This window comes from Nocardia cyriacigeorgica, from assembly GCF_010858045.1.
In the GTDB taxonomy this organism is placed as follows: domain Bacteria; phylum Actinomycetota; class Actinomycetes; order Mycobacteriales; family Mycobacteriaceae; genus Nocardia; species Nocardia cyriacigeorgica_E.
Genome location: NZ_JAAGVC010000124.1, coordinates 1 through 433, shown reverse-complemented (window position 1 = coordinate 433; position 433 = coordinate 1). Strand labels below are relative to the sequence as shown.

Here is a 433-nt window from a genome sequence, read left to right as displayed (position 1 = left end):
GATCAGCATCGAGCCCGAATCGCCCATGAAGATCCGCGCGGGCGAGAAATTGTGCGGCAGGAATCCCAGGCACGCGCCTGCCAGCGCGGCAGCGAGCATCGCGGGCGGATAGGTGTCGACCGAACCGCCCTGTTCGGTGAGCAGCCCGACCGAGAAGGCGAACACCGCGATGGAGGAAATCAGGCCGAGGCCGGCGGCGAGGCCGTCCAAACCGTCGACGAAGTTCATCGCGTTGATCAGCGTCACCGCGACCGCGACCGTCACCAGGGCACTCTGCAGGCCATCCAGCACAACGGTCTCGTTGTTGAACGGGTTGTAGATGACGTACCAGCTCAGCCCCATGACCGCCATGACCCCGGCGGCGGTGACCTGACCGGAGAATTTGGTCAGCGCGTCCAGGCCCCAGCGGTCGTCGACGATGCCGACCGCGACG

The 433-nt window shown here is 66.1% G+C and carries 1 protein-coding gene; it reads right to left on the bottom strand.

All coding sequences use genetic code 11. The features are described 5' to 3' along the window. Positions 1 to 433, bottom strand: a 433-nt coding sequence (locus GV790_RS29015; protein ID WP_163818003.1) for an MraY family glycosyltransferase, incomplete at both ends; no start/stop codon positions are given.